The 25,751-nt window shown below is 64.0% G+C and carries 17 protein-coding genes; 9 read left to right on the top strand and 8 right to left on the bottom strand.

Annotated elements, in window-relative coordinates:
• Positions 1–114: 114 nt before the first annotated feature.
• Positions 115–1,383, top strand: a complete 1,269-nt coding sequence (locus tag D2T30_RS08970) for an SfnB family sulfur acquisition oxidoreductase (protein WP_128208592.1) — start codon at positions 115–117, stop codon at positions 1,381–1,383.
• Positions 1,384–1,509: 126 nt separating this feature from the next.
• Positions 1,510–2,913 (top strand): LLM class flavin-dependent oxidoreductase, encoded by a 1,404-nt coding sequence (locus D2T30_RS08965; protein WP_128208591.1) that lies wholly within the window; start codon positions 1,510–1,512, stop codon positions 2,911–2,913.
• A gap of 46 nt (positions 2,914–2,959) precedes the next feature.
• On the opposite strand, the gene D2T30_RS08960 is transcribed toward D2T30_RS08965, so the two are convergent.
• The 7 genes from D2T30_RS08960 to D2T30_RS08930 all read right to left on the bottom strand — a co-directional run bounded on the left by D2T30_RS08960 (position 2,960) and on the right by D2T30_RS08930 (position 15,014).
• Positions 2,960–4,303 carry a sugar ABC transporter substrate-binding protein gene (locus D2T30_RS08960; protein ID WP_128208590.1) on the bottom strand — a complete coding sequence of 448 codons (1,344 nt, stop codon included), beginning with the start codon at positions 4,301–4,303 and terminating at the stop codon, positions 2,960–2,962.
• A gap of 138 nt (positions 4,304–4,441) precedes the next feature.
• Positions 4,442–5,782, bottom strand: a complete 1,341-nt coding sequence (locus D2T30_RS08955; protein WP_206612895.1) for a sugar ABC transporter substrate-binding protein — start codon at positions 5,780–5,782, stop codon at positions 4,442–4,444.
• A 56-nt stretch (positions 5,783–5,838) separates the two neighbouring features.
• Entirely contained in the window at positions 5,839–7,233 is a 1,395-nt protein-coding gene (locus tag D2T30_RS08950) for an NtaA/DmoA family FMN-dependent monooxygenase (RefSeq protein WP_128208588.1), read from the bottom strand.
• Positions 7,234–7,245: 12 nt separating this feature from the next.
• Positions 7,246–8,244: an ABC transporter permease gene (locus D2T30_RS08945; RefSeq protein WP_128208587.1), complete on the bottom strand. Its 999-nt coding sequence runs from the start codon at positions 8,242–8,244 to the stop codon at positions 7,246–7,248.
• The gene (locus D2T30_RS08940) at positions 8,241–9,920 is read right to left on the bottom strand and encodes a sugar ABC transporter ATP-binding protein (RefSeq protein WP_206612894.1); all 1,680 of its coding nucleotides are present in this window, start codon (positions 9,918–9,920) and stop codon (positions 8,241–8,243) included. The genes D2T30_RS08945 and D2T30_RS08940 overlap by 4 nt, the downstream gene beginning before the upstream one ends.
• Before the next feature lie 576 nt (positions 9,921–10,496).
• Positions 10,497–13,286, bottom strand: a complete 2,790-nt coding sequence (locus tag D2T30_RS08935; RefSeq protein WP_128208585.1) for a bifunctional aconitate hydratase 2/2-methylisocitrate dehydratase — start codon at positions 13,284–13,286, stop codon at positions 10,497–10,499.
• Between the two features lie 690 nt (positions 13,287–13,976).
• Complete coding sequence (locus D2T30_RS08930; protein WP_128208584.1) at positions 13,977–15,014, bottom strand: aldo/keto reductase; 1,038 nt, start codon at positions 15,012–15,014, stop codon at positions 13,977–13,979.
• Positions 15,015–15,188: 174 nt separating this feature from the next.
• Here D2T30_RS08930 and D2T30_RS08925 point away from each other — a divergent pair, with 174 nt between their 5' ends.
• On the top strand, positions 15,189–16,088 hold the full coding sequence (locus D2T30_RS08925) for an AraC family transcriptional regulator (RefSeq protein WP_128208583.1): 900 nt from the start codon (positions 15,189–15,191) through the stop codon (positions 16,086–16,088).
• A 78-nt stretch (positions 16,089–16,166) separates the two neighbouring features.
• Here D2T30_RS08925 and D2T30_RS08920 read toward each other — a convergent pair whose 3' ends face one another.
• Positions 16,167–16,949, bottom strand: coding sequence for a helix-turn-helix domain-containing protein (locus D2T30_RS08920; RefSeq protein ID WP_128208582.1), 783 nt, complete (start codon positions 16,947–16,949; stop codon positions 16,167–16,169).
• A 212-nt stretch (positions 16,950–17,161) separates the two neighbouring features.
• Between D2T30_RS08920 and D2T30_RS08915 the strand changes: the two genes are divergently transcribed.
• From D2T30_RS08915 to D2T30_RS08890, 6 genes are all read left to right on the top strand, one after another.
• Positions 17,162–18,730, top strand: a complete 1,569-nt coding sequence (locus tag D2T30_RS08915) for an ABC transporter substrate-binding protein (RefSeq protein WP_128208581.1) — start codon at positions 17,162–17,164, stop codon at positions 18,728–18,730.
• A gap of 104 nt (positions 18,731–18,834) precedes the next feature.
• Positions 18,835–19,782, top strand: coding sequence for an ABC transporter permease (locus D2T30_RS08910; RefSeq protein WP_206612893.1), 948 nt, complete (start codon positions 18,835–18,837; stop codon positions 19,780–19,782).
• The gene (locus D2T30_RS08905; RefSeq protein ID WP_128208579.1) at positions 19,779–20,609 is read left to right on the top strand and encodes an ABC transporter permease; all 831 of its coding nucleotides are present in this window, start codon (positions 19,779–19,781) and stop codon (positions 20,607–20,609) included. Before D2T30_RS08910 ends, D2T30_RS08905 begins: the two co-directional genes overlap by 4 nt.
• On the top strand, positions 20,602–22,251 hold the full coding sequence (locus tag D2T30_RS08900; RefSeq protein WP_128208578.1) for an ABC transporter ATP-binding protein: 1,650 nt from the start codon (positions 20,602–20,604) through the stop codon (positions 22,249–22,251). Before D2T30_RS08905 ends, D2T30_RS08900 begins: the two co-directional genes overlap by 8 nt.
• Before the next feature lie 24 nt (positions 22,252–22,275).
• Entirely contained in the window at positions 22,276–24,264 is a 1,989-nt protein-coding gene (locus D2T30_RS08895) for a CocE/NonD family hydrolase (protein WP_128208634.1), read from the top strand.
• Positions 24,265–24,477: 213 nt separating this feature from the next.
• Positions 24,478–25,641 (top strand): M20 aminoacylase family protein, encoded by a 1,164-nt coding sequence (locus tag D2T30_RS08890; protein WP_128208577.1) that lies wholly within the window; start codon positions 24,478–24,480, stop codon positions 25,639–25,641.
• Positions 25,642–25,751 lie beyond the last annotated feature (110 nt).

Raw genomic sequence — 25,751 nt, 5'->3', positions numbered from 1 at the left:
AAAGCGGCATCTCTGCGAGGCTTGCCGCCGTGAAATCATATATCCGTTTTGAAACAGCGGCTTGATCTTCGGGACATTTTCCGAGGGTTGCCTTGGGCTGAGAGAGGAACTGCCATGGGATCTCTTCCCGAAACCCCGATCGACTTCAATCTGCATCCGCGCGTCAACTCGGACGACCCGGTGCCGCCGCGTCCGCGCCCCGCCTCCCGCCCGCATCTGCTGAAAGACGATGCCGATGCGATCCGCGCGGCGACGGAGCTTGCGGCGGAACTGGCGAGGGATGCCGCGCTGCGCGACCGCGAAGGGCTTTTGCCGCTGCGCGAGGTGGATCTGTATTCGCAAAGCGGCATCTGGTCGATCAACGTGCCAAGGGAATACGGCGGTCCGGGCCTGTCCTATGCGACGCTGGCCAGGGTGATAGGTATCGTGGCCTCGGGCGACCCTGCCGTGGCGCAGATCGCGCAGAACCATATCGCGATCCTCGGGCTGATCGGCATCGACGCCACCGACGAGGAAAAGCGGCAGATCTTCGGCTGGGCGCTTGATGGGCTGCGGTTCGGCAACGCATTTTCGGAATTCGGCGGCAAGACTGTCGTCGATTTCCAGACCCGCGTCGTTTTCGAGGGCGATGATGCGGTGGTCAACGGCGAGAAATTCTACACGACCGGCGCGCTCTTGTCCCATATCGTGCCGATCGTCGCTGTCGGAGATGACGGGGTATATCTGGTTTTTACCGACCGCGAGACGCCCGGCCTGACCATCACCAACAACTGGTCGAGCTTTGGTCAGCGGACGACCGCCTCGGGCTCGGTCCGCGCGATCGATGTGCGGGTGCCGAAGGCGCGGGCGGTCAAGCTGCAGGACGTGACGGAGGTGCCCACCGTCCAGGGCCCGATTTCGCAGATCATCCAGGCCGCGATCGACGCCGGGATCGCCCGCAATGCCATCGACGAAACCATCCGGTTCGTCACCACCCAAAGCCGCCCCTGGGTGGACAGCGGCAAGGACACGGCAGGCGAGGACCCCTATACGATCGCCGCGATCGGCGATCTCAAGATCCGTCTTCATGCCGCCGAGGCTTTGCTGGAAATCGCGGGCCGCGCCATCGACAGGGGGCTGGCCGAACCGACGCGTGAGAATGTCTCGGATGCGACGATCAAGACCGCCGAGGCCAAGGTGCTGACCACCCAGATCGCGATCGATGCGACCAACAGGCTGTTCGAGCTTGGGGGCACACGCTCGACGCTCGCGCAGCACGCGCTTGACCGGCACTGGAGAAATGCCCGCACCCATACGCTGCACGACCCGGTGCGCTGGAAATTCTACCATGTCGGAAATTTCTACCTGAACGGCATCGATCCGCCGCGCCACGCCTGGAACTGAGGCTGGCATCGGGCGCCCCGGGGCACGGGCCCCGGGGCGTCCGACTTCGCCCGCCGGGGCACTCACGTTCGGCCGTGACCGGCCAGACACATCCGGAAATCAGATCAAGGGAAAGAGACCGCAAGAATGACCCGCCAGATCCGCTTCAACGCTTTCGACATGAACTGTGTGGGCCATCAGTCGCCCGGCCTCTGGGCGCATCCTTCGGACAGGTCCTGGAAATACAAGGATCTGGACTATTGGCAGGATCTGGCCCGCACGCTGGAGCGCGGTATTTTCGACGGGATCTTCATTGCCGATGTGATCGGCTATTATGATGTCTACCGGGGCTCGAACGAAGGTGCGATCCGGACCGGCGCGCAGATCCCGGTCAACGATCCGCTGCAACTGGCCGCGCCCATCGCGCTTGCGACGGAGCATCTGGGGATCGGCATCACCGCTTCGACCAGTTTCGAGCACCCCTATACCTTCGCGCGCCGCATCGCCACGGCCGACCATCATTCAAAGGGGCGGGTGGGCTGGAACATCGTGACCTCCTATCTGGAAAGCGGGGCGAAAAACGTGGGTCAGGCCGGGCTGCAACGCCACGACAACCGCTATGAGATTGCCGAGGAATATCTGGAAGTCATCTACAAGCTTCTGGAAGGCAGCTGGGAGGAAGGCGCCGTCCTGCGTGACCGCGCGGGCGGCGTCTTTGCCGATCCGGCGAAGGTGCATGAAATCGGCCACAAGGGGAAATTCTTCGACGTTCCGGGATATGGGCTCACCGAACCCTCGCCGCAGCGCACGCCGCTGATCTATCAGGCGGGGGCGTCGGGTGCGGGCAAGGCCTTCGCCGCCCGACATGCGGAATGCGTCTTTGTCGCGGCACCGACCAAATCGGTGCTGAAGGCCTATGTCGGGGATATCCGTGCCCGCGCCGCGGCCGAAGGGCGCGATCCCGCCAAGATCTACATCTATACGCTGATCACCATCATCACCGCCGAGACCGAGGAGAAGGCCGAGGCCAAGCTGAAGGAATACAGCGGCTATGCGTCCTACGAAGGGTCGCTGGTCTTCATGTCCGGGTGGAGCGGGCTGGATTTCGGCCAATATTCCCCTGGTGACGTGATCAAGAAGGTCGAGACCAACGCCATCCATTCCATGCTTGAAAACCTTGCCGGCAAGGACAAGGTCTGGACGGTCGATGAACTGGCACAGTTCGGCGGCATCGGCGGGCTTGGGCCGGTCTTTACCGGCTCGCCCGCGCAGATCGCCGACACGTTGCAGGACTGGGCCGAGGAAACCGGCGTCGACGGGTTCAACATCGCCTATGCGATCACGCCCGGCAGTTTCGAGGATGTGGTCGATCTGATCGTCCCCGAGTTGCAGAAACGTGGTGCCTATCCGACCGCATACCGCCCCGGCACGCTCCGCGAAAAGCTTTTCGGTGAAGGCCCGTATCTGCCGAAAGACCATCCGGCCGAAAGATACCGCGATCTCCCGGCCCTGAAACAGGCCGAGGCCGCCGCCCGGAACGCCGCCGAGTGATCTGCGCCGGCGGATGCGGGGCCGCAGCAGCGGCCCCGCATGGAAGTCAGGTTTTCAGGTTCGGCGAAGGTCCATCGAACAGGATCTTGTTATGGGCCGCATATTCCTCGCGCACCTGTTCGAATTCGCCTTTTGCCTTGGCTTCGGCCAGAGGCGCGGGCAGGGTCCAGCCTTCGGGTCTGGGATAGCCTTTCCAGATCTCCTCGGTTTCCGCCGGATAGACATAGGCCTGCGGATCCCAGTCGTCCGGGTTCAGCACCCGTGAAAACTTGCGGAAATCAAACGGTTCCACGCCATCATTGTCGACATAGCGCGCGACATAGGCGTCGACGTTTTCTCTGGTCACGACGGTAGGCTTCCAGAAAAGCTGCCGCTCGGCCACGCGCGGTTTCCAGCCATTGGCGACGTCATAGAGCCAACTGGTCAGGAACGCGCCGGTGAAGACCGGGCTGTTGCCGCTGGTGGATGTCTGGATCCCGTCCTGAATCGCGCGCGCCCCCAGCGACGTGCCATCCGCCCCGCCGACGAAAAAGTCCTTGCCCGGCTGTAGCCCGACGTTGCGCAGCGCCGTCAGTGCACCCTGAGCCTCGTCATCATTTTGCGCGACAAGGCCGACCAGTTTGCCGTTGCGGGTCAGAAGGTCTTCGGTCGCCCGCAGGGATTCCTCGCGCAGCCATTTCCCGGGCAGGGAAGCCGTCTGGCGGATGTTCGGAAACTCGGCCAGTGCAAGGTCGCGGCCCGCGTTGCGGGAAATCTCGCACCAGTTGCCCGGCGTGCCGGTAAGCGCGGCGACCTCGCCCTCGCCGAACCTGTCGGTGACGGCCTGATAGACGGCCCGGCTGACGCCACGATGGGCTTCGTCCTCATGCGGGTTGAGGTAGAGCGTGAAATAGTCACCGACATCAAAGGGGGTGAACCACGGCACGCTGTCCCAGATCGCCGCGAAATAGGTCTGGTTGTCCTGTGCGAGCTGACCGGCGCGCCGCAGGGCGCTGCCATCGAGGATGTTGAAAAAGCCGCCGATCGCCCGTTCGGTGCCCAGCTGTTCGAATTGCGACAATTGCCGGCCGGAATCGATCTGGCCGTCAAAGAAGGAATAGTTCAGGCCAAGCGCCCTCGCGGCGCTTTCTGCCCCCTGACTGACCAATTGATTGTATTCGGTGCTGGCGCTCCAGGCGAGGTAGGCCACCTTCTTCGAGCCGGAGGCCACCGCGACATTGGGCATGCCAAGCGCCGAAGCCGCCGCGCCGGCCGCAACCCCGGCAGAGGCAAGCGCGAGAAAGTCGCGGCGCGACACGCCGGTGGTGTCCAGCCGGTCCATATGGCTGTCAATGACCCTCTTTTGCGTGAAATCGGGCAGATGTCGTGGATCGAAACGCTTTCTTGCCATTTTGGGCTCCAGGATGGGTTGGGGGCAGTATCGGCAACAAGTGTCCGGACGGATCGCGCATCGGCGCGATCCGGAAACCGGCTGAACTGCCCGGGCAGGGATAGGGTTGCGCGTGGCTGGTTTCCCGCCCCGCGCAGGTCAGGCTTTCTTGTTCGGCGAGGGGCCGTCGTATCTGATCTTGTAATGCGCGGCATATTCCTGGGCGACGGCTTCCCGCTCGCCGTTCTTTTGCGCCTCGGCATATTCGGCGGGGTAGGTCCAGCCCTCGGGCTTGGGGATGCCGCCGAAGTTGTTGTCGATATCCAGCGGATAGACCTCGGCCTGGGGATCCCAGTCGTCCGGGTGCAGGACCTTCGACATTTTCCTGTAATCGAAAGGCTCGACATCGCCGTTGTCGACATAGCGATCGATCCAGCCGCCGATATTGTCTTTCGTCAGCGTCAGCGTGTTCCAGTTCAGCATGCGCTCGGGCGCGCGCGGCACCCAGCCATTGCTGACATCGTAAAGCCGCGTGGTGAACAGCGCCGCCGCGAAGGCCGGCGAATTTCCCTTGGTGGCAAGGATCTGGCCGTCCCTGACCGCCTTTGCGCCAAGCCCCGTGCCGGAGGTGCCGACCACCAGCACGTCCTCGCCGGGGCGCAGGCCCGCAGCCCTCAGCGCGGCGATGGCCCCAAGCGCGATGTCGTCATCCTGCGTCACGATACCCACGACATCCGGGTTGCGCGTCAGCAGATCCTCGGTCGCCTTCAGCGCATCCTCGCGGTTCCACAGGCCGGGAAGTTCATCCACAAGCCGGGTCTTCGGATATTTCAGAAAGGCCTCGTCGCGGCCCCGGTTCCTTTGCAGCTCAAGCAGGCTGCCCTTGGACCCGGTGACGCCGATCACGTTGCCGCCGCCGAATTTCTCGGTCACCTCGTTCAGAAGGACCTCGGTGACCTCGCGGTGGGCGGTCACTTCCTCGGAGACGGCGAAGAGGGTGTAATATTCGTCGGCGTCGAACGGGGTGAACCACGGCAGGCTGTCCCAGACATTGGCGACGTAGATCCTGTTCTGCGATGCGACCCGCGAAATCCCCCGGATCGCGCTGCCGTCGGCCAGATTGAAGATCACGCCGCTGGCGCTGCCCGAGACCTGCTGCTCGAACTGATTGTATTGCTTTTCACCATCCAGCTTGCTGTCCAGGGACGTGTAGGCCAGCCCCAGCGTCTCGGCCGCCTTTTTGGCGGTGCGGTCAAAGACGGTGTTCCATTCGTTGAACATGAAGCCGGTCAGATAGGCGAATTTGCCGGTCTGGGATGCGATGGCGGTGGCGGGCAGGCCCAGATAGGCCGCGCCAAGGCTTGCCGCCGCCCCGGCCGAGGCGAATGACAGGAAGTCACGGCGCGACACACCGCTGGTGTCCAGCCGTTCCATATGGGCGTCAATCAACTTGCGATTGGTGAAGTCCGGCAGGCGGTGTGCGAAATCTTTGAAATTCATCATGTTGCTCTGGCAAGTTTGGGGTTTGAGGGGGCGCGGCGCAGGCGGCACCCGGACTATTCGGCAGGTTCGGAAATCGGGGTGGCCGGCGCCTTGGCAAAGGCACCCCGGAACCGCGCGGCCGGATGGCGGGCATTGACGCGGGCCCCCTCGCCGAACAGTTTCTCCCGATAGGTGCCGGGGGCGTAATCGCGCTGAGCGAGCCCGCGCTTTTGCAGGACCGGCACCACATGCTCGGCGAATTCGAGGAACGAGGCGGGCAGCCGGTGATAGCTGACATTGACCCCGTCGATCCCGGCTTCTTGCCAGACCTCCAGCGCGTCGGCGATGGTTTCCGGCGTGCCGGTGATGTTGCCCGCCTTCGCATAGACCTGTCCCAGATCGCGCACTTTCGGGGTGACGCCGGGATTGGAATCCTCGAAGGCGCGGACGACACCCTGCACGCCCTCGATCTCCAGCTCGGCCACCGGACGGTCGGGGTCCAGCACGCCCAGATCGATGCCCAGATCGCGGCTGAGATGGGCGAGATATCCGTCGATGCTGATATCTTCGGCGATGTCGCGCGCCTTGCGTGCAGCCTCCTCCTCGGTCGAGCCGATGATGAAGCTCATGCCCTGGATGAACTTCAGATCGCCGGGCTTGCGGCCGGCCTCGACCAGATAGCGGTTGGTTTCCTCGATCTGGCGGCGGGCGCCTTCGGGTTTCTGCGCGACGATATAGGTGCCCTCGGCGTTGCGCGCGGCGAAGGCGCGGCCCGCGGTGGAGGATCCGGCCTGAAACAGCAGCGGCACCCGCTGCGGCGAGGGTTGCGACAGATGCGGACCCAGCACCCTGTAGCGTTTGCCCTGATGGTGGATGCGGTGGACCTTTTCCGGATCGGCATAGCGGTTTCCGGCCTTGTCGACCAGCACCGCGCCTTCATCCCACGACCCTTCCCACAACTTGTAGACCACTTCGACATATTCATCGGCCCAGGCGTAACGCTCGTCATGCGGCACGATGCGGTCAAAGCCGAAGTTCTGCGCCGCGTTGTGGCTGACCGAGGTGACGAGGTTCCACCCGATCCGCCCTTTCGACAGGTGATCAAGCGTCGAGATCTTGCGGGCAAAGTTGAAGGGATGTTCCTGCAGGATCGAGGAGGTCAGCGTCAGGCCCAATTGTTCGGTCGATCCGATCAGCGCGGCGATGAGCGCGCCGGAATCATTGATCGGGATCTGCACCGCCTCTTCGATATAGGTCTCCCAGCCGCCTTTATAGGCGGGATCGACGCCGATGATATCCGCCGAGAACAGCGCATCGAACTTGGCGGCCTCCAGCGCCCGGGCAAGCGTGGTCCAGGTCGTCAGATCGTTGAATTCGGTTTGCAGCGTATCGTCGCGCCGCCACAGACCGTGGTGGATATGCGAAACGGAATTCATCACGAACCCGTTGAGGATCAGACGTTTGGTCATTGTTCCTTGTCCTTATTTGATGACCTGATCGGCGCCGGATTTGCGGCTCACCAGAACGGCCGCGATGACGACAAGGCCCTTGATGATCATCTGCAGGAACTGCGAGACGCCCATCAGGTTGAGCCCGTTGTCGAGAATGGCGATGATCAGCACGCCGATCAGCGTGCGGTGGACGCCGCCGACGCCACCCGCCAGCGAGGTTCCGCCCACAACGATGGCCGCAAGGCTGTTCAGCAGCAGATCCGACCCCAGCGACGGCCCCGCCGCGCCAAGCCGTGCCACCGCAAGAACGGCGCCGAAGCCGGCGAGCAGGCCCGAAAGCGCGAATGCGTAAAGCTTGTAGCGTTCGACCGGGACGCCTGCGGTGCGCGCCACCTGTTCGCCGCCTCCGATCAGATACATGTAGCGGCCAAAGCGCGTGCGTTGCCCGATGAACACCAGCACCGCCCAGGCGAGGATTGCCCAAAGCGCGATGTTCGGCAGGCGCGGGATCCACTGTCCGATGGAAATGTTTTCCAGCCCCGGCGCATTGAACTGGATCGCCCGCCCGTCAAGCAGCGTCAGCGCGATCCCGGAAAAGACCGAAAGCGTGCCGAGCGTCACGATGAATGAGGGGATCTTGCCCTTGGTATAGATCAACCCGTTCACCAGCCCCAGTCCCGCACCCACCAGCGCGGCAAACGGGATCACCAGCCAGCCGATGCTGAAGGCGTTCAGCACCGTGACGGAAACCGCGCCGACCAGCAGGACGATGGCGCCGACGGAAAGGTCGATGCTGCCCATCAGCACGATGAATGTGGCGCCAAGACAAACGATCAGCAGCGTTGCGGCCTGACCGCTGACCGCCGAGAAATTTCTGAGCGTGGCAAAGGAATCGGTCATGAGGCTGAAGAAGATGAACAGCGACAGGACGACGCCGATCGGGAACCAGAGGCCGGTCTCGACCCGGCCGAACAGGCGGGTGATCGGCGCGAGAGGCGAGCTTGGCTCGGGGCGGATGGTGGTGGTCATTGGGCGGCTTCCAGAATTGCGGGTTTTGCCTCGGCCGGAACATCGGCCGCCGGGGCAGGGGAAGGGGGGGATGCAGCCCCGGGCCGGCCGGGGCCGCTGAGCATCAGCGCGACAAGGCGTTGCTCTTCGGGCTTGGCGTCCGGCGGGGCGGGCACTTCGGCGACCACGCCGCCGTGCTGCAGGATCAGGATCCGGTTCGAGAGGCCGATCAGTTCCAGCAGTTCATCGGTGATCAGAATGATCGCGACGCCCTGATCGGTCAGATCGCGCAGCACCCGATAGATTTCCTGCTTGGCGCCCGCGTCGACGCCCCGCGTCGGATTGTCCAAGATCAGCACATCCGGCTTGCGTTCCAGCCAGCGCGCCAGCACCACTTTCTGCTGATTGCCACCTGAAAGGCGCGCCATTGTCAGATCCGGCGTCGCCGAACGGATGGCCAGCGCGTCGATATGGGCAAGCGTCGCGCTGCGCTCCTTGCGGCCGCGCCAGAGACCGAAACGGTTCGAGAACAGATCGCCGCCGCTGCCGGTCGAGAAGTTCCACGCGGTGGGAAAGCCCGCGATGATGCCTTCGGTCAGCCGCTCGGCCGGAATGTAGCCCAGCCCCTTGCGGGTGGAATGACCGATCTCGGGATGGCGCAAAGGCCCGTCACCGATGGCGACCCGGCCCGCGAGAGGCCGGATCACTCCGGCAATCGCCTTGCCGAGCCGCGATTTTCCGGAATCGAGCAGCCCGCCGATGCCAAGGATCTCGCCCGGGCGGACCTCGAGCGTGACCTTGGGTCCGTCAGGCAATACCTGCACCCCTTCGGCGCGAATGGCGGGCGCGGCGGTGCCGGGCGGCTGCTGGCGGTTTTCATAATAGTAGTCCGCCGCACGCTCGCGGCCGACCATGAACCCGTGCAGTCGGTGTTCATCGGTTTCGTCGGGCGTGACGCGAGTGACCATCGCGCCGTCTTTCAGCACGTAGATCACGTCCGATATGTCGAGCACCTCGGTCAAACGATGCGACACGAACAGCAGCGAACCATAGCGGCGGATCTTGTTGACGAGCGTGAAGAACGCCTCTTCGTCGCGCCGGTCCAGAGCGGATGTCGGCTCGTCCAGCAGGACCAGCGGCTCGGCCACGCCGCGCAGGATGGTCGGCGTCAGGCAGGCGCGGGCGATCTCGATCGACTGTCGGGTCGAGAAATCGTAATCGCCGGTCTTACGGCGCACATCGACGTCAAGGCCGGCCTCTTCAATGATCTGCCGCGCGGCGCGAATCATCGCGTTGCGGTCGATCCATTGGCCGAACCGCGTGAAGCGCGCCTCTTCGCCCAGAAGCAGGTTTTCATAGACCGGCACATTCTGCACCAGCGACTGTTCCTGAAAGACCCTGGTGATGCCACGCGCGACCGCCTTGCGATGCGAACCCGGCGTGAAGTCCTGGCCATCAAGCCGCACCGTTCCGGAATCCTGCGCCGTCAGCCCGCTCAGGATATTGAAGATCGTCGACTTTCCGGCGCCGTTTTCGCCCACCAGCGTCACGACGCTGCGCCGTGGCACATCGAAGGAAACATCCGAGATCACCCGGATCGGCCCATAGGATTTCGAGAGGTTGCGGACCTCGAGGAGACTGTCCACAGCGCCCGGAGGCGGGCCGGGACGGTGATCCGTTGTCGAACTGAAAGACATCATGCCTCGTCTGAATGCTGAAAGCCCAAGCTTGCAAGGGCCGCGGGTCCCGAACCGTCGGAACCACGCCAGAGCGCCGCGTATCGGCGCTGCTTCATTGGAAATATAGCTGTATGCGAAAGTTATTGTTTCCAAAGATCCTGCGGTCGCCGCAAACCGGAATCCAAAACCGGGGAACCGGACAGGCCAATTCTTCTTTCTTCCCGCTAGCCCTCGACCATGGCTTCGGGGGAATCTGCCGGGCATGCGAAAGGCGGGCGATCCGGCTATGGAAAGGGCCTGAAAACGCCAGCCGGCCGGTTCTTTGAAAGGGGGTTCATCTTGCTGTCAGGCCAGTGGCCTGACATTCGCCCGATAGGGAATTTGCTTTGTTCCGGGCTCTGTATGCGGATCGTCTGACAGGCGGGGTTTCCCCCCGGCCAGACTGATGCCACGGTATTCCGCGCGCCGTGAAACGCCTGTGCCAGATGGCGCTTCTCTGCCGAAAGGTTTCGCCCTTCAGAATGAACGTCGGGCAGATACCTGCGTATCTGCCCGACGTCCCGCCATCAATTCTGAAACGCGCTGTTCAGCCGCTCAGAAATGGACCGAATGCGATGCCGCCGGCTTTTCCAGCGGCGGGGTGAACTTGGTCAGGTCGATCCCCTCGACCGCGGCCTTGTATTCCTCCGCGCTCGGCGTGCGCCCGAGGATCGCGGACAGCACGACCACCGGGGTGGATGCCAGCAGGGATTCGCCCTTCTTCTGCGCCGTATCCTCGACGACGCGCCCCTGGAACAGGCGGGTCGAGGTCGCCAGAACCGTATCGCCCTTTTCGGCCTTTTCCTGGTTCCCCATGCACAGGTTGCAGCCCGGCCGTTCGAGGTAGAGGATATTCTCATACTCGGTGCGGGCGGTGTTCTTGGGGAACAGGTCGTCGAACTCGAAGCCCGAGTATTTCTGCAAGATCTCCCAGTCGCCCTCGGCCTTCAGCTCGTCGATGATGTTGTAGGTCGGCGCAGCGACGACCAGAGGCGCCTTGAACTCGACCTTACCCTGCGATTTCTCAAGGTTCTTCAGCATCTGCGCGACGATCTTCATGTCGCCCTTGTGCACCATGCAGGACCCGACAAAGCCCAGATCGACCTTTTTCGTGCCGCCGTAATAGGAGACCGGCCGGATCGTGTCATGGGTGTAGCGCTTCGACACATCGGCGTTGTTCACATCGGGGTCGGCGATCATCGGCTCGTCGATCAGATCCAGATCGACGACGACCTCGGCGAAATATTTCGCATTGTCGTCGGGCGCGAGCGCGGGTTTCTCGCCCGAGCGGATTTCCGCGATGCGCTTGTCCGCCTTGGCGATCAGGCCATGCAGGGTCTGCGCCGCATTCTCCATCCCCTTGTCGATCATGATCTGGATGCGCGCCTTGGCGATTTCCAGCGACTCGATCAGCGTTTCGTCCTGCGAGATGCAGATCGAGGCCTTGGCCTTCATTTCCGCGGTCCAGTCGGTGAAGGTGAAGGCTTGGTCAGCCAGCAGCGTGCCGATATGGACCTCGATGATCCGCCCCTGGAAGACGTTGTCGCCGCATTGCTTCAGCATCTGCGCCTGCGTCGCATGCACCACGTCGCGGAAATCCATCCAGGGCTTCATCTTGCCGGTGAAGCTGACCTTGACCGATTGCGGGATCGGCATCGTCGCTTCGCCCGTCGCCAGCGCCAGCGCCACGGTGCCCGAATCCGCGCCGAAGGCCACGCCCTTGGACATGCGGGTATGGCTGTCGCCGCCGATGATGATCGCCCAGTCATCCACGGTGATGTCGTTCAGCACCTTGTGGATCACGTCTGTCATGGAATGATAGACGCCCTTCGGGTCGCGCGCGGTGATCAGGCCGAAGTTGTTCATGAAGGCCATGAGCTTCGGGATATTCGCCTGCGCCTTCTTGTCCCACACGGATGCCGTGTGGCAGCCCGACTGATAGGCACCGTCGACGATGGGAGAAATGACGGTCGCCGCCATCGCCTCCAGCTCCTGCGCGGTCATCAGGCCGGTGGTGTCCTGCGAGCCGACGATATTCACCCGCACCCGCACGTCGGACCCGGCATGCAGGACCTTGCCCGGCGTCACACCGACGGCATTGCGGTTGAAGATCTTCTCGACCGCGGTCAGGCCCTGACCCTCGATCGAGATTTCCTTGTTCGGGGCAAAGACCGGCACCGGCTCGACGCCGAGCGTTTCGGCCGCGAAGGTCTGCAGCTTCTTGCCGAAGACGATGGCGTAGGAACTGCCCGCCTTCATGAATTCCATCTTCTGGGGCGTGAAGGCCGCCGAGACGTCGACCAGCTCCTTGCCGTTCTCGTCGCAGAGCTTCTTGCTCTTGGTGTCGATCTTCAGGACGGTGCCGGTTTCGACCGAGTATTTCTGCTCGAGGATCGGGTTCCCGTCGTTGTTCAGGATCGGCTTGCCGTCCTCGCCGGTCTTCTTGACCCAGTTCTTAAGGTTGATGCCGATGCCGCCGGTCACGTCGACCGTGGTGGCGAAGATCGGCGAGATGCCGTTGGTGCCGCCGACGACCGGGGCGATGTTGACGAAGGGCACATAGGGGCTGGCCTTCCTGCCGGCCCAGAGGGCGACGTTGTTCACGCCCGACATCCGCGACGAACCCACGCCCATCGTGCCCTTTTCCGCGATCAGCATCACGCGCTTGTCGGGATGCTGCGCCTTGAGCGCGACGATTTCCTTCTGCGCCTCGGGCGAGATCATGCACAGGCCATGCAGTTCCCGGTCGGAGCGCGAATGCGCCTGATTGCCCGGCGACAGCAGGTCGGTGGAAATGTCGCCTTCGGCGGCGATATAGGTCACGACCTCGATTTCCGGCTCGACATCCGGGAGCTTGGTGAAGAACTCGGCCTTCGCATAGCTTTCCAGAATGTCCTTCGCGACGGCATTGCCGGCCTTGTAGGCCGTGCCCAGCCGGGCCATGTCCGCATCGTAAAGGAACACCTGCGTCTTGAGCACGTCGGCCGCCTGCTCTGCGATCGCGGCATCGTCGCCAAGCGCGAGGTCGAGCAGGACCTCGATGGACGGCCCGCCCTTCATATGCGACAGCAGCTCGAACGCGAAGGCCGGCGTGATCTCGGGCACAAGAGCCGCGCCAAGGATAATCTTCTTCAGGAACTTCGCCTTGGCGCCCGCGGCGCTCGTGGTGCCGGGCAGGGTGTTGTAGATGAAGAAGTTCAGCGAGTCGTCCCTGTACGGGTTCCCGGTATCCTCGATCTGCGCGATAAGCTCTTCCACCAGCGCGCTGTCGTCGATGGGCTTGGGATGCAGTCCCTGGCCTTTGCGGGTTTCGATTTCGGTTAGGTAGTCGGTGTACAGGCTCATGACAATCCCTACGATATTATGCCGGATTAAGCTGGAACACCGGATCGCAAGGGCTGCTGGCGAACGGTGGCAAGCCTATTGTATGCACCGGTATACTAATCACGGTCTGTCAGCAAGAGGCAGGATGGAGCATGTTGCCCTGCCGGGAGGACGAGCGGGGCCACGACCATCGCCGCCGCTGTCGCGCCCGGGGCCACGTTTCCCGGCGGCACCATCAATCCCGACGAGATGATCGACGCATCGGAACTCGATCTTTTCTAGGCCGGCCGGGAGAGCCGCGTTGACGTGAGACAGCTTTCTGGCCGTCCATCGTCAAGGTGTAGCGGGCGCCTACGGACCCCTGAGCCTGCAAGATCTGACGCGAATTTCCCGTTTGCATCTGTCGGGGACGGCAGGACTGCATCGATGACTATCCGCGCCGCAGTGGGCAGCGGCGAGATCGCCTGTTTCGTGCCGCTGTTTGGGTGCAAGGCCGTTCTGCAAAAGCATGATGTCGCCGCCCTCATGCGCGGCCCACGATTTCGCTGTGCGACGGGTCCGGGCTGGTGATGCGTGACCTGCCGTTGCCGTCGCCAGCCGATGGCGATCTGATCAGCCCGCCCATATCCGGTGCAATATCATACGGCCCGCTGTGGCGACCTGTTCGCACCCATGCCTTTGGCATGGGGCGCGTAGGCTCAGGGGAGGCTGTCAGACCTTCTGCGGGACGAACGGCGCGCGGTATTGTGCCTGACGTTCCAGCATCCAGCCGGGGTATTCCGGGGGGAGCTTCGTCACCGCATCCAGCTCCGCCAGATCATCCGCAGACAATGCCACTTCGGTCGAGCGGATGTTGTCCTGCAACTGCTCGACTCGCTTGGCGCCCACGATAACGCTGGTCACCACCGGCTGGTGCAGCAGCCATGCAAGCGCCACCTGCGCCACGGTGCAGCCTTTCGCCTCGGCGATCCCGCGCATCACGCCAATGGCCGCATCGCCGCGTTCCAGATCGACCGGCGGGAAGTTGAAACTCGCCCGGCGGCCATCGTTCGCGGTGTTGCCGTCGCTGTATTTGCCCGAAAGGAAGCCCCCGGCCAGCGGGCTCCAGACCATCAGGCCGATGCCTTCGGCTTGCAGCATCGGCACGATCTCGCGTTCCAGATCGCGCCCGACCAGCGTGTAATAGGCCTGCAGGGACAGGATCGGGGCAAGTCTGCGGGCCTCGGCGATGCCCACCGCCTTGACGATCTGCCATGCCGCCCAGTTCGACAGGCCGATATAGCGCACGTGACCGTGGCGGACGAGCGTGTCGAGCGCCTCCAGCGTTTCGGTGATCGGGGTCAGCGGGTCGAAGCCGTGGATCTGGTAGAGGTCGATATGGTCCATTTGCAGCCGCGAAAGGCTGGCCTTCGCCTGCGCCATGATATGGGCGCGCGAGGCGCCGCGGGCGTTCGGGCCTTCGCCCATCGCGCCCAGCACCTTGGTTGCGATCACCACATCGTCGCGCGGGATGCCAAGGTTGCGGATCGCCTGACCGAGGATCCGCTCGCTCTCGCCGCCCGCATAGACATTGGCGGTGTCGATGAAGTTGATGCCCGCGTCGACGGCGGTCTTGACCAGAGTGTCGGCCTCGTCCTGACGCAACTGGCCGATCTGGCCCCACATGCCGTCCGAGCCGCCGAAGGTCATCGTGCCGAGGCAGAGTTCGGAAACCAGAAGGCCGCTCGGGCCGAGAGTGCGATAACGCATGGGATGTTCCTTTGTTCGGAGGGAACGCCGGGGCGGGATGCCGCCGGGCTGGGGCAAAGGTAGGGCCGACAAGGCAGCCCCCGCCACGCCGATCCTCGCAAATTCCTGCCCGATCCTCTCATCGGTGCCGATTGCAGGCTGCATACCCTGCGCACTGGCTCTAGGGTGGAGGTCATGGAAAACGATCTCCTCGCTCCGCTCAAGGCCCTTGTCCTGCGCCAGTGGCAGGCGCATGGCCGCGAAAGCCCGATCGACGGGCTGTATCTGACCGCGGCGACGGCGCCAGCCGGGCCGATCCATGCGGTTTACCGCCCCTCGCTCTGCGTGGTGGTGCAGGGCGCCAAGACCAGCATGCTTGGCGACCGCGCCTTTCGCTACGATGCGGGAAAATGCCTGATCGCGTCGATGGAGGTGCCGATCCGCGCCGAGATCACCGGGGCCACAGCGGATCGGCCCTATCTGGCCTTCAGCCTCGCGCTTGATCCTGCGACCATATCCGATCTGCTGCTGGAACAGGACGGGACCGGGGAAGCCGCGACCGGCCCGGCGCTTGGCGTTCACGCGCTGGCGCCCGAGCTGATCGATCCCCTGTCCCGCCTGATCGCGCTGTGCGACCGGCCGCGCGACATCGCGGTGCTGGCGCCCCTGATCCGGCGCGAGATCGTCTGGCTGCTGCTCAACGGTCCGATGGGGTCGGCGCTGCGCCAGATCGGGCTTGCGGACAGCCACATGGCGCGGATCGGCCGGGCCATCGCCCATATCCGCGGGGGCTTCGCCGCCCCCCTGAATGTGCGGGTGCTGGCGGGTATCGCCGGGATGAGCCCGGCCACCTTCCACCGCCACTTCAAGGCGGTGACGGCGATGACGCCAGTGCAGTATCAAAAGCAGTTGCGCCTGCAAGAGGCCCGCCGCCTGCTTTTGTCCGACGGGGCCGACATCACCCGGATCGGCTATGCCATCGGCTACGAAAGCCCCTCGCAGTTCAGCCGCGAATACCGCCGTCTGTTCGGCGCGCCGCCCGGCCGCGACGGGCAGGCCATCCGCAGGGCCGTGACGCGACATGTCGAGATGTGACCACCGCAGGCGGCCGGAACCCTGCGATCCGATCGCGATGCATCCCGGCCGATTTCGGTGAATCCGAAGCCGCCTGTTTCAATCCGCGCTGATCACCTGCGCCTGAGGCCCGCCGTTCATGTAACGGCTCACGAATGGCGGAATATGCGAGGAGTTTTCCGGCAATACCGTGCAGTTGCGCAGCAGGCGCCGCAGATCCGGCGCGATGCCGAGCGCGCGCCATACCGAACGTGTCGCGTAGGGAAGGTTCTCCCTCCGCCAGGAAACCCCGGTGGTGATCCCGCAAAGATAGGTCCGCTGATGTTCGGCGAATGGCATCAGGATCGTTTCCGCGATGAAGGATTCCTGGTGCATTCCGCATTCGATGATGAACAGCCGATTGCGCCAATAGGCCACCTGTCCCTGATATTTCGAGAACTGCCGGATGCCTTCCCGGGCATCCGCCATCTTCTCGACCGACTTCACAAGCATCACATCGTCGTTCTGCCAGATCCGGGCGCAGCTGCGGACGATCATGCCGGGCCACGACAGGCTTTTGTGGTAGAGTTCATAATAGCCGATGTAATCCCGGAGGCGACGCAGATCGCCCGGGAAGGCGTTGCGCAGGACCAGACCCTGCGTGACCGGGCGACGCTGCTCGGTCAGGGCGCGCTCGAACCGTTCCGGCGACAGATGGAAAACGGGTTCCGGCACCCCGAAATACTGCGAGATCCGTTCCCCGTTGTGACGCGACGGCATCGTCTGCCCCGACAGATAGCGATTAAATTGTTGCCGGTTGATACCGATCTCGCGGCAAATAAGGGCGACCGAGGGCCGCGTATTGCAGGCGCGGCGCAGGTTCGTGGCGTAATTTTCCGTCATGTGCGCCCTCCGGTGCGGTTCGGATGCGAGAAACGGGCCGATGGCCCGGAAATAGCGTCATATCGCGTCACATGGCGTCATTACGCGAAGTTGTGGCGCATTTTCAAGCCGGCTTAGGCTTTGCTCAGACCTGCCCGTTGCCCGGAAAACGCCGCCAGCCAGAAGTGGCACACCGGGACGGGCATCAAAGCAGAAATGACGAGGAAACAGGGATGCAACACAAGACCATCTCCGGCCCGGCGACCAGCCGTCGGACCTTTCTGGGCGCGGCCATCGGCGCGGGCTTCGTGCTGGGATCTTCCGGATTGTGGTCGCCCGCCGCCGCGCAGGACACCCCGAAGCGCGGCGGGGTGCTGAGGCTTGGCCTCGACGGCGGCCAGACCACGGACGTTCTCGACCCCGGCACCTATTCCGGCAGCGTGCTTTTCACCGCGGCGTTCTGCTGGGGCGACCGGCTGGTGACCACCGATCCGGCGACGGGCGAGGCCCTGCCGAGCCTTGCAGAAAGCTGGACCACGAGCGCGGATGCCAAGGTCTGGACCTTCAGGCTGCGCAAGGATGTCCGGTTCCATGACGGTTCGGCCTTCACCGTCGCCGATGCGGTGCAGACGCTGAAGCGTCATTCCGATGCGAATTCGAAATCCGCGGCGCTCGGCCTGCTGTCCGACATCGAAAGGATCGAGGATCAGGGCGGTGATCTTGTCATCACGCTGAGCAACGCCAGCGCCGACCTGCCGCTTCTGCTGACGGACTATCACCTGCAGATCCAGAAGAACGGCGGGCTCGACGATCCGGCCGATGTGACGGGGACCGGCCCCTACAAGCTGGAGAGTTACGAGCCGGGCGTGCGCATCGCCTTCAGCCGCAACGAACACGACTGGAACCCGGATCGCGGCTATGTCGACAGTGTCGAGATTCTGGTGATGAATGACAGCACCGCGCGGATCGCGGCCCTGTCGTCGGGCAAGGTGCATTTCATCAACAGCCTCGATCCCAAGACGATGGGCCTGCTGTCGCGCGCGCCGAACGTGCAGACGATCAGCACCAAGGGCAAGGGCTTCTATTCCTTTCTGATGCACGGTGACACGGCGCCCTTCGACAACAACGATTTGCGGATGGCGCTCAAGCTAGCGGTCGACCGGCAGGAGATGCTCGACAAGATCCTTGGCGGTTATGGCACGCTCGGCAATGATTATCCTGTGAATGAGGCCTATGCGCTGGCCCCGACGGGAATCGAACAGCGCGTCTACGACCCCGATCAGGCGGCGTTCTACTACAAGAAATCGGGCCATTCCGGACCGATCGTGCTGCGCACCTCGGAGGCGGCCTTCACCGGTGCCGTCGATGCCGCCGTCCTGTTTCAGGCCAGCGCGAAACGGGCCGGCATCACGCTGGAGATCAGGCGCGAGCCCGACGATGGCTACTGGTCGAATGTCTGGAACGTTGCGCCTTTCTGCGCCTCCTACTGGGGTGGGCGCCCGACGCAGGATCTGCGCTACACGACGACGCAGCTTTCCAGCGGACCGTGGAATGACACGCGCTTCAAGAACGCCGACTTCGACCGGATGCTGTTCGAGGCCCGGGCGGAAACCGATGAGGACAAACGCAGGGCGCTGTATCATGACATGGCCGTTCTGGTGCGCGATACCAGCGGGTTGATCCTGCCGGTCTTCAACAATTACCTCAACGCCTCGTCCACGAAACTCAAGGGATGGGTGGACGATATCGGCAACGATCTGTCCAACGGACAGGTCGCCTGCCGCGTCTGGTTCGACACCTGAAAAGGATGCCGCGGCGTCAGTGCCGCCGCCTCTGATCCATGATGACACAGCCAGATCCCCCGATCCCTCGCCGGGCAGTCTCCGCGCTGCTTTCCCGTTACCCGATGCCGGCCCGTATCATCGGCCGCCTGCTTCTCAGCTTCGTTCTCCTGTGGGCCAGCTCCGTGCTGATTTTCGGCGGGATCGAGGTTCTGCCCGGCGATTTTGCCACGACCTATCTGGGCCAGTCGGCAACGCCGCAGGCCATCGCCAATATCCGCCTTGAGCTTGGTCTCGACCGGCCCGTCGTGACGCGATATCTGGGCTGGCTGGCCGGAATTGCGCAGGGCGATTTCGGCCGGTCATGGGCAAGCGGTCAGCCGATCGCGGAACAGCTTGGGCACCGGCTGGGGAATTCGCTGCTGCTGGCGGCCGCTGCCGCGGTCATCGCCGTGCCGCTGGCCGTCGGGCTTGGCATTGTCGCCGTCATTTTCCGGGACCGCCTCATCGACCGGCTGATCAATATCCTTTCGCTGGCGGCGGTTTCCTTGCCCGAGTTCTTCATCGCCTATCTGCTGATCCTTGTTCTGGTGGTGCAGCATCCGGTGGCGGCCTTTCCCGCGACGATCTACGGCGGCATGAGCCTGTTCGAAAAGCTGCATACCATCGCGCTGCCGGTGGCGACGCTGGTGCTGGTCTGCATCGCCCATATGATGCGGATGACCCGCGCGGCTTTGCTGAATGTGCTTTCCACCCCTTATATGGAGACGGCCACCCTCAAGGGTCTGTCGCGGTTGCGGGCGATCTTTGTCCATGCGACGCCCAATGCGCTTGCCCCGATCATCAATGTCGTCGCGCTGAACCTTGCATATCTGGTCGTTGGTGTCGTCGTCGTCGAGGTGGTCTTCGTCTATCCCGGCATGGGCCAATATATGGTCGATGCCGTGACGGTGCGCGACCTGCCGGTGGTTCAGGCCTGCGGCCTTGTGTTCGCGGCGATCTACATCGCGCTCAACATGATCGCCGATGTGCTGTCGATCCTCGTCAATCCGCGTCTGAGGCATCCGCGATGAAAGCGCTTTTCCCCATACCCGCATCGGCCGCGATCGGCCTTCTCGGGCTTGCCGTGGTGCTCGTGTGCGCGATGTTTGCGCCGTGGATTTCGCCTTTCGATCCGAATGCGGTGATCGGCGATCCCTGGGGTCCGGCGCAACCGGGGCATCCGCTGGGGTTCGACAATCTGGGCCGGGATCTGCTGTCACGCCTCATCACCGGGGCGCGAACGACCGTTTTCGTCGCGCTTGCCGCCACCGTCATCGCCTTCGTCATCGGTGTTTTCCTCGGCCTGACCGCGGCCATCCTGCGCGGGCTGACCGATGCGGTGCTGTCGCGCTTCAACGATCTGCTCATGTCGATCCCGACATTGATCTTTGCGCTCATCGTCCTGTCGGCGCTGCCGCAAAACCTCATGGTGCTGATCCTGGTCATGGCGGTGCTGGACGCGACGCGGATCTACCGGCTGGCGCGCGCGCTGGCGATGGATGTCGGCGCCGTCGAATTCGTGGAGGCCGCGCGGCTGCGCGGAGAGGGGCTGCTCTGGCTGTTGGGGCGCGAGATCCTGCCCAATACCATGACGCCGCTTCTGGCGGAGTTCGGCCTGCGGCTTGCGTTCAACGTGCTGTTCATCTCGACCCTGTCCTTCCTTGGGCTCGGCATCCAGCCGCCGACGGCGGACTGGGGCAGCATGGTCAAGGAAAACAAGGACGGGATCATCTTCGGCGTTTCGGCGGCATTGGTGCCGGGTGCGGCCATCGCGCTGCTGACGGTCTCGATCAATCTGGTGGTCGACTGGCTGCTGCGCCGCACCGCCAGCCTCAGGGGAGGGCGTGACGATGGCTGACACGGATCACGACAGGCCCCTGCTTTCCGTGCGCGGGCTCAGGCTCGGTGTGAGGGCGCATGCTTCGGGTGAACCCCCGCGAGACGTGGAAATCGTCCACGGCGTCAGCTTCGATCTGCGCAAGGGCAGGGTGCTGGGGCTGATCGGGGAATCGGGGGCCGGGAAATCGACGATCGGCCTTGCCGCTCTTGCCCATGCCCGCGGTGCGATGCGCATCACCGGAGGAGAGGTGCTGCTTGACGGCGAGAATATCCTTGCGCTCGACAACGCGGGAAAACGCGGCATCCGTGGGGCGCGGGTCTGCTATGTCGCGCAATCGGCCGCCGCCGCGTTCAATCCGGCCTTCCGGCTGGGCGATCAGGTGATCGAGGCGACCCTGCGCCACGGCCTTGCCACACGGGCCGAGGCGCGCGTCCGCGCGGTCGGGCTTTTCCGCATGCTCGGCTTGCCCGCGCCCGAAACATTCGGCCGCCGCTTCCCGCATGAAGTATCGGGCGGGCAGCTTCAGCGCGCCATGACGGCAATGGCGCTTTGTCCCCGGCCCGAGCTGATCGTGTTCGACGAACCGACGACGGCGCTGGATGTCACGACGCAGATCGGGGTGCTGGCGGCGATCAAATCGGCGATCGCCCGGACCGGAACGGCGGCGATCTATATCTCGCATGATCTGGCGGTGGTGGCGCAGATCGCCGATGACATCATGGTTCTGCGCAATGGTGAGACCGTCGAATACGGCCCTGCGCGCCAGATCGTCGAGCGGCCAGTGGCCGCCTACACCCGCGATCTCGTCCGTCAGCACGAGATCCGCCACGACGAGGTTCCGGATCAGAGCGGGCGCTTCTTCGAGATGACGGGCATCTTCGCCAGTTACGGCAGCGTTCCCGTGCTGTCCGATGTCTCGCTGCATCTGTCCAAGGGGCAGACGCTGGCGGTGGTCGGGGAATCCGGATCGGGGAAATCCACGCTCGCGCGGGTGGCGACCGGGCTTTTGCCCCCGCGTCAGGGCACGGTCCGGCTTGACGGCGCGGATCTGCCGCCGCGTCTGAACGGCCGCAGCAAGGCGCATCTGCGCCGTATCCAGATGATCTACCAGATCCCGGATACCGCGATGAATCCGCGTCAGACCGTCGAAGATATCATCGGACGTCCGCTGACCTTCTATCACGGGCTGCGCGGCGCGCAGAAACGGGCCCGCGTCGCGGACCTGCTGGAGCAGATCGACCTTGGACCCGCCTTCCTCGACCGCTATCCGGCGGAGCTGTCCGGCGGTCAGAAACAGCGTGTCGCCATCGCCCGCGCCCTTGCGGCGGAACCCGACCTGCTGATCTGCGACGAGCCGACCTCGGCGCTCGATCCGCTGGTCGCGGCGGGCATCCTGCGGCTGTTTCTGCGGCTTCAGCAAGAGCGGCAGCTTTCCTACATGTTCATCACCCATGATCTGGCGATCGTGCAGGCGATCGCGGACAGCGTCGCGGTGATGCATCGCGGGCGGCTCGTGCGCTTCGGCCCCCGTTCCAGCGCGCTGCGCCCGCCTTTCGATGCCTATACCGATACGCTCCTCGCTTCGGTGCCGCAAATGCGGGTCGGCTGGCTTGACGCGGCGATAGCGCGTCAGGCGGCTGGCGTCGCTTCCCCGGATTGACACTTGCAAGAAACGAACGAGATCATGACCCAAGACGGCTTTACGGTTTCCGAAGATACATGGATCACGCTGCGCGACGGCACGCGCCTTGCGACGCGGATATGGATGCCGGACGATGCGGCTGGCACGCCGGTGCCGGCGGTTCTGGAATATCTGCCCTATCGCAAGCGGGGCGGCACCGATCCGCGCGACGAATCCACCTATCCGGTCTTTGCCCGCGCAGGCATTGCCGGTGTGCGCGTGGATATCCGCGGCTCGGGCGAATCCGATGGGGTCATCGACGGCGAATACACGCCGCGCGAACTTTCGGATGCCTGCGAGGTGATCGAATGGATCGCGGCGCAGCCTTGGTCGAATGGCCGTGTCGGCATGATGGGGATTTCCTGGGGCGGGTTCAATTCGCTGCAGGTCGCGGCGCTGAAACCCCCGGCGCTGAAAGCGGTGATCTCGCTCGCATCGACGACGGACCGCTACAACGACGATATCCATTACAAGAACGGCACGCATCTTTCGGCACAGCTTTCCTGGGCGGGTACCATGCTCGCCTATCAGACGCGCGCGCCCGACATCGCCCTTGTGGGCGAGACATGGCGCGACATGTGGCGCGAGAGGCTGGAGAAAGAGCCCTATTTCCTTGAGGAATGGCTGTCGCATCAGCGCCGCGATGCCTTCTGGAAACATGGCTCCATCTGCGAGGATTTCGCCGGTTTCGACATTCCGGCGCTGATCTACGCCGGATGGGCGGACGGTTACCGGAACACCCCCCTGAAGGCCATCGAGGCCATGCCCGGCCCGGTCCGTGCCATCATCGGCCCGTGGATCCACAAATACCCGCATTTCGCCTGGCCAAAACCGCGCACGGATTTTCACGCCGAGGCCATCGCCTGGTGGAAGCACTGGCTGGGCGATGCGCCGGAGGGCGATGTGCCCGCGGTCCGCGCCTATATCCTTGACGGCCCGCGCCCCGCATTGCGGCGCGAAGCGGATCCCGGCTACTGGATCGCCAAGGACAGCTGGACCGGACCGGACATGCGGGTTCTGGGGATCGGCGCCGATGGCCGGTTGTGCGACGGACCCGATTTCGTCGGCGCGGGGGAGGTTTTCCTGCGATCTCCCCTCGATACCGGCATTTCCTCGGGCGAGTGGTTCACGCTCAAGCCGGATGCGGAAATGGCGGGCGATCAGCGCATCGACGCGGGCGGATCGCTGCTTTTCGAAACGGCGCCCCTGACGGCCGAAATGGTCTGTCTCGGCATGCCGGAGGTCACGCTGCGGCTGCGCTGCGATGAGGATATGGAAAACATCGCCGTGCGGGTGATCGACGTGCATCCGGACGGGATGGAAACGCGGGCGAGTTTCGGTGTGCTGAACCTTGCCCATCGCCACGGAAACGAAACGCCGGTCCCCATGCCGCATGGCGAAAGCGTGCCAGTGCGCCTGCGGCTTGATGCGATGGGCTATCGCTTTGCGCCGGGCCACAGGATCAAGATCGCGCTGTCGACCGCCTATTGGCCGCTGATCCTGCCTTCGCCGAAAGCGCCGGGTGTTATGATCGATACCGCAAGTCTGAGACTTTTCCTGCCGCTTCTGGGCGCGCACCGGCGCATCTCGATCCCTGAGCCCGCTGATCCTGATCCGCTGCCGCGCTACCGGATGCTGTCTGAGGGGCAGACGCGGCGGTCCGTGAACAGGGACCTGATGACGGGCGTGACCGAATACCGGATCCACGAAGATACGGGGCTTGAGGTGCATCCGGACAGCGGCCTGCAATCACAGGAGATTCGCGATGAAGTCTGGTCTATCGCGCCCGATGATCCCCTGTCGGTATGCGGCCAGTCCCGCTGGGATATCCGCTTGCAGCGAGAAGGCTGGCAGACCCGCAGCAGCACCTTTGCCGATCTTCGATGCACGGAAACGGAATGGGTTCTGACGGCCGAAGTCCATGCGTTTGAAAACGACCGGGAGGTATTCAGCAAGACATTCTCCCGCCGCATTCCGCGTGATCTCGTCTGATGTGACCGCGGTCGCAAACCGGGATCGTTCTGGTCACGAAGCGGCTCAGCTTCCTGCCGCCCGCGCGGGTGCCGTTCAACATCAAAAAAATCCGGCGGAATGCTGGTCATCACCGCCATTTGTGTGATGATCGGCCCAGCCCCGGCCGGGTCATCATCGCCGATGTGACGCCGCGCTCGGTGGGCGAACGCAACCCGATCCGAAAGCCCGAACATGTCCGATCTTCTCGATCCCCAGGCCGTCGCCGAAGCCAAGGCGTGGCGGCACGACCTCCACCGCCACCCCGAGCTTGGTTTCGCCGAACACCGGACCGCGGGGTTCATCGCGGAAAAGCTGAAGGACTGGGGATATGAGGTCGAAACCGGCCTTGCGCGGACCGGCGTGGTCGCCAGCCTGCGCAAGGGCGATTCTGCCCGCGCGATCGGCATCCGGGCCGATATCGACGCCCTGCCCATCACCGAGGAGAGCGGCGTCGACTGGGCCTCGGCCACGCCGGGGCGGATGCACGCCTGCGGCCATGACGGGCATACGGCCATGGCCCTTGCCGCCGCCAAGGCGCTGGCGGCGCAGGATTTCGACGGCACGGTCCGCTTCATCTTCCAGCCCGCCGAGGAAAACGAGGGCGGCGGCCGCGAGATGGTGCAAGAGGGGCTCTTTGCCCGTTTCTCGGTCGATGCCGTTTATGGCGCGCACAACTGGCCCGGCGCGAAACCCGGCCAGATCATCGCCCGCGACGATGCGATGATGGCGGCTTTCGGCACGTTCGAGATCACCGTGACCGGCAAGGGCGCCCATGGCGCGATGCCGCATGAGGGGGAAGATACGCTGCTGGCCAGCGCGCAGATCGTGACCGCGCTGCAATCCATCTGCGCGCGCAATGTCAGCCCGCTGCAATCCGCGGTGGTCTCGGTGACGCAGATCCACGGGGGCAAGGCATGGAACGTCCTGCCCGACCGCGCCGTGATCCGCGGCACGACGCGCTGGTTCGCGCCTGAGGTCGGCGACAGGATCGAACAGCGGGTGAGCCGGATCGCCTCATCCGTTGCCGAGGGGTTCGGCTGCACCGCCGGGGTGGACTATCAGCGCCGCTACCCCGCCACGATCAACACCGCACGCAACGCGGCGATCGTGCGTGAGGTGGCGGCGGGCGCGGGGCTTGCGGTCCTCGACGCCGATCCTTCGATGGCGGCGGAGGATTTCGCCTTCATGCTGGGCGAGGTGCCCGGCTGCTATTTCTGGATCGGCGCGGGACGCGAGGGCGACAATCCCGGCCTGCATTCCGCGCGGTTCGATTTCAACGACGCGATCCTCGGCCCCGGAGCGGATCTCTGGGTGCGTCTCGCGTTGGCCGAACTCGCACCGCGGGCGGATGGCTGATGGCGTCGCGCGGTCAGTAGCGTCACATCCAAAGCCGTTGCCGCGCAGGCTTTCCAGCAGATTTCATCCGATTGCGTTGGCTGACCGCTAGCCCGAACGAGCGGCTGAAA

Origin of the sequence: Paenirhodobacter populi, from assembly GCF_004022215.1 — a bacterium.
Classification (GTDB): domain Bacteria; phylum Pseudomonadota; class Alphaproteobacteria; order Rhodobacterales; family Rhodobacteraceae; genus Rhodobacter; species Rhodobacter populi.
Note: the sequence above shows the minus strand (reverse complement) of the source record. Positions and strands in the feature narration are given on the sequence as shown.

Excerpts from the sequence above, each read along its gene's own strand:
- D2T30_RS08945 (WP_128208587.1), bottom strand. The coding sequence starts at position 8,244 with ATGACCACCACCATCCGCCCCGAGCCAAGCTCGCCTCTCGCGCCGATC.
- D2T30_RS08970 (WP_128208592.1), top strand. The coding sequence starts at position 115 with ATGGGATCTCTTCCCGAAACCCCGATCGACTTCAATCTGCATCCGCGC.
- D2T30_RS08950 (WP_128208588.1), bottom strand. The coding sequence starts at position 7,233 with ATGACCAAACGTCTGATCCTCAACGGGTTCGTGATGAATTCCGTTTCG.
- D2T30_RS08890 (WP_128208577.1), top strand. The coding sequence starts at position 24,478 with ATGTCCGATCTTCTCGATCCCCAGGCCGTCGCCGAAGCCAAGGCGTGG.
- D2T30_RS08905 (WP_128208579.1), top strand. The coding sequence starts at position 19,779 with ATGAAAGCGCTTTTCCCCATACCCGCATCGGCCGCGATCGGCCTTCTC.
- D2T30_RS08895 (WP_128208634.1), top strand. The coding sequence starts at position 22,276 with ATGACCCAAGACGGCTTTACGGTTTCCGAAGATACATGGATCACGCTG.
- D2T30_RS08935 (WP_128208585.1), bottom strand. The coding sequence starts at position 13,286 with ATGAGCCTGTACACCGACTACCTAACCGAAATCGAAACCCGCAAAGGC.
- D2T30_RS08955 (WP_206612895.1), bottom strand. The coding sequence starts at position 5,782 with ATGAATTTCAAAGATTTCGCACACCGCCTGCCGGACTTCACCAATCGC.
- D2T30_RS08900 (WP_128208578.1), top strand. The coding sequence starts at position 20,602 with ATGGCTGACACGGATCACGACAGGCCCCTGCTTTCCGTGCGCGGGCTC.
- D2T30_RS08925 (WP_128208583.1), top strand. The coding sequence starts at position 15,189 with ATGGAAAACGATCTCCTCGCTCCGCTCAAGGCCCTTGTCCTGCGCCAG.
- D2T30_RS08940 (WP_206612894.1), bottom strand. The coding sequence starts at position 9,920 with ATGTCTTTCAGTTCGACAACGGATCACCGTCCCGGCCCGCCTCCGGGC.
- D2T30_RS08960 (WP_128208590.1), bottom strand. The coding sequence starts at position 4,303 with ATGGCAAGAAAGCGTTTCGATCCACGACATCTGCCCGATTTCACGCAA.
- D2T30_RS08930 (WP_128208584.1), bottom strand. The coding sequence starts at position 15,014 with ATGCGTTATCGCACTCTCGGCCCGAGCGGCCTTCTGGTTTCCGAACTC.
- D2T30_RS08910 (WP_206612893.1), top strand. The coding sequence starts at position 18,835 with ATGCCGGCCCGTATCATCGGCCGCCTGCTTCTCAGCTTCGTTCTCCTG.
- D2T30_RS08965 (WP_128208591.1), top strand. The coding sequence starts at position 1,510 with ATGACCCGCCAGATCCGCTTCAACGCTTTCGACATGAACTGTGTGGGC.
- D2T30_RS08920 (WP_128208582.1), bottom strand. The coding sequence starts at position 16,949 with ATGACGGAAAATTACGCCACGAACCTGCGCCGCGCCTGCAATACGCGG.
- D2T30_RS08915 (WP_128208581.1), top strand. The coding sequence starts at position 17,162 with ATGCAACACAAGACCATCTCCGGCCCGGCGACCAGCCGTCGGACCTTT.